The organism is Megasphaera sp. DJF_B143 (assembly GCF_900320625.1).
GTDB classification, from domain to species: Bacteria; Bacillota; Negativicutes; order Veillonellales; family Megasphaeraceae; genus Megasphaera; species Megasphaera hexanoica.
The window spans coordinates 1-3,071 of record NZ_ONTA01000306.1 but is presented as its reverse complement, the minus strand read 5'-3'; the positions used below and the strand labels follow the sequence as shown (position 1 = coordinate 3,071).

General features: G+C 49.5%; 3 protein-coding genes. 1 reads left to right on the top strand and 2 read right to left on the bottom strand.

The genetic code is table 11. From position 1 onward, the window contains the following. A partial coding sequence (locus tag DBO31_RS08820; protein WP_234995451.1) for a PhnD/SsuA/transferrin family substrate-binding protein occupies window positions 1–856 on the bottom strand: 856 nt, incomplete at its 3' end. 395 nt (window positions 857–1,251) lie between these two features. Between DBO31_RS08820 and DBO31_RS08815 the strand changes: the two genes are divergently transcribed. Then, window positions 1,252–2,349 carry a mandelate racemase/muconate lactonizing enzyme family protein gene (locus DBO31_RS08815; RefSeq protein ID WP_150824965.1) on the top strand — a complete coding sequence of 366 codons (1,098 nt, stop codon included), beginning with the start codon at window positions 1,252–1,254 and terminating at the stop codon, window positions 2,347–2,349. Here DBO31_RS08815 and DBO31_RS08810 read toward each other — a convergent pair. Next, window positions 2,340–2,900, bottom strand: coding sequence for a phosphatase PAP2 family protein (locus DBO31_RS08810; protein WP_150824964.1), 561 nt, complete (start codon window positions 2,898–2,900; stop codon window positions 2,340–2,342). The genes DBO31_RS08815 and DBO31_RS08810 overlap by 10 nt on opposite strands. Window positions 2,901–3,071: the final 171 nt, after the last annotated feature.

Below are 3,071 nucleotides of genomic sequence, written 5' to 3'. Positions count from 1 at the left end.
TCTTGCTGACGCTGACCGTATCGTTATAAATCTTATCCGTTACACCGATGACACCGGTCTGGGACCAGATATCCGATGTACCGCCGAATTTTTCCTGCCAGTTCTTTGCCATATGGGCACGGATATGAGAATAGGCCACGATGACATCTACCTGTCCCGATGCCAGGCGGGCCGTCGAAGTCGTATACGAATCAGACTGCACGACATGAGCCAGATCGGATATTTTCTTGCCATAATTATCCTTCAGCCACAGTGACGGATACAGATATCCGGAAGCAGACGCCGGGCTCATGACGCCCCAGGTCAGATCATTCAATTCATCCCAGGTCGGCTTTTCGCCCCGTTTTACCTTAGCGAGGATAGCCTGTCCTTTGGCGCTCGGCCCTACGACAATAGCCGAACGATAATATTTCACCAGATCCTTCTTGAAGGCTTCCGGCGTACCGTTGTTCCAAACAGATAAATCCGTCGTATCCTTATCGATACCCTGGCGAAGCGCCGTCAGCAGCACATCGACATCTTTATCATACATGACATACGTAGCTCCGGAAATAAAGCCCATATCGGCACTGCCCGAACTCAGAGCTTCTCCTACGGCGTTATAAGAAGTCCCCACATTGATGGTAACTTTTTTAATATTGTATCCCTTTTCTTTCATTTTTTCCTGGAGCATCTTCCCCAGTGGTTCGGTCTTTGTCTGGATTGTGTCGGCATCCTGGTACGGTGACACGGCGATTTTTAATTCTTCCACCTCTTTCGATCCGTTCTTCTGCGTATCACTGCTGCCACAGCCAGATAAGAATACGCATCCCATCAGCAATGCCGATAGGAGAACCTGCCATTTTTTCATCATCATCGACTCCTCACAAAATATAATACATATTATAAAACATAAAAAGAGAGGGACTCTCTATCCCTCTCCGTACAGTCAGCACCCATGCGACAAAAAGGGAATATGACTCCCATCTGTAACGGTCGGCGTCTCTGGCGCCCTCTCAGTCCGGCAAACGGACTCCCTCGCATGTTGGCCATTAATATTCAAAAATATAACAAATCCAGGGAGCTCCCCCAAGATTCACGTTCAGACCATCTTTAGTATAATATATGAAATTTGTAAATTCAAGGTAAAATTCATTTCCTCATCCATACCCTGTATATGCCACTTCCAGCCAGCAGTTTCTGGACAATCATGACACGAGCCAGTACAATAATACTGACATATATTTCATAAAACAACGAAAGGAATCTCCCATGAAAATTACAGATATACGCGTGGGAATTGTACGCATCCCACTCAAAACACCCTTCGTCACGGCACTGCGTCGTGTCGATATGGCCGAAGACCTGGTTGTCAAAGTCATCACCGACGATGGACATACTGGCTGGGGCAATGCACCGGCGACGGTTGTCATCACCGGAGACAGCCATGCATCTGTGGCCTCGGCTATCAAAGATACGATAGGACCGCAGATTCTTGGCATGGATATCGATGACAGGGAAGCCATTCTCCAACGCATCCAGCACAGTATGGTGCATAATACGTCGGCTAAAGCCGCCCTCGATATAGCGGTTCACGACTTGTTCGGGCAAAAATATCACCTGCCCCTGTATCGCTTTTTCGGCGGCCTGCGTCAGCGCATCACTTCAGATCTGACCATCAGCCTGGGAGAACCGGAACAAATGGTTCAGGACGCACAAAAAGCCATACAGGCAGGCTATACAAATCTGAAACTCAAAGTCGGCGTCGATGCTGCTCTCGATATCCGCCGCGTCCGGGCCATCCGTCAGGCTGCCGGCCCGCATATCGCCATTCGTCTCGACGCCAATCAGGGCTGGAAACCCAAAGAAGCCGTGCGCACGATCCGCCGTATGGAAGACGCCGGCCGTGATATAGAATTGATTGAACAACCCGTAGCAGCCTCTGACGTCGAAGGACTGAAATTTGTCACCGACCACGTAGATACGCCGATTATGGCCGATGAATCCGCATTTAGTCCTGGTGATGTATTTCATCTTCTCGCCATCCGTGCCTGTGACCTCATCAATATTAAGCTCATGAAAGCCGGCGGTCTCGGGCCCGCTTCCCAGATTGCTTCCATGGCACAAGCCTCTGGCATAGACTGCATGATGGGCTGTATGCTGGAAAGCAAAATTGGCATTACCGCTGCAGCCAGTCTCTCTGCCGGTAATCCCGCCATCGCAATCAACGACCTCGATGCGGCCGACCTCATGGCAGACGATCCCATCATAGGAGGAATTTCCTATGATAGAAATGAACTTATCCTGCCGCAGGCTCCCGGGCTGGGCATTACCGATGTGGCAGGCTGGCAGGAGTGGGATTACCGATAAAGACTGTGTCTCATGAAAAACCGTTTTTTCGCATAATGGCAAATCCGGTACGCACCATAGCCGACACCAACCCCCAGGACAGCCCCGGCCAGAACATCACTGGGAAAGTGCATGAACAAATACATCCGGGAAAAAGCTACGACTGCCGCCAGTCCATAAGCCAATATGCCAAGACGCTGGCGGTAGCAGTATATGACCGTCGCTCCGGCAAAGAAAAAGAATGAATGACCAGAAGGGAAGGAGTAACTAACGGGATATTTGAGTGCCTCTACCACGGGAGCTCCTTCGATGACGATATACGGACGGATCCGCATGACCACATGCTTCAGGACGACATCACCAATGAAAACAGCTGCAATGACGGCCACAATAATGGTCAATGTTATCCAGCGGCTGCGGCGATTCCACAGGCCGGCAGCAGCCAGCCCCAGCCAGAGCCACAGACAATTGATGCCTGTCGTAAACAACGTAATGAAACTATTCATATGCGGACCAGCCAGGCGGTGCAACCAGAATAATACATGTACATCAGTTGATAAAATCCATTCCATACATATCCTCCCTTTCGCAATGAACGCAGTATATCACGGAAGAGAGCACAGGTAAAATATATATAATGTAGGGAATCCATCTGTTAATCATATGGATTCCCTATGTTACATTTCTGATTCTGCAGGACGCTGCACGTCATATAGCACGTATGGAAACCAAACAAAAAACAC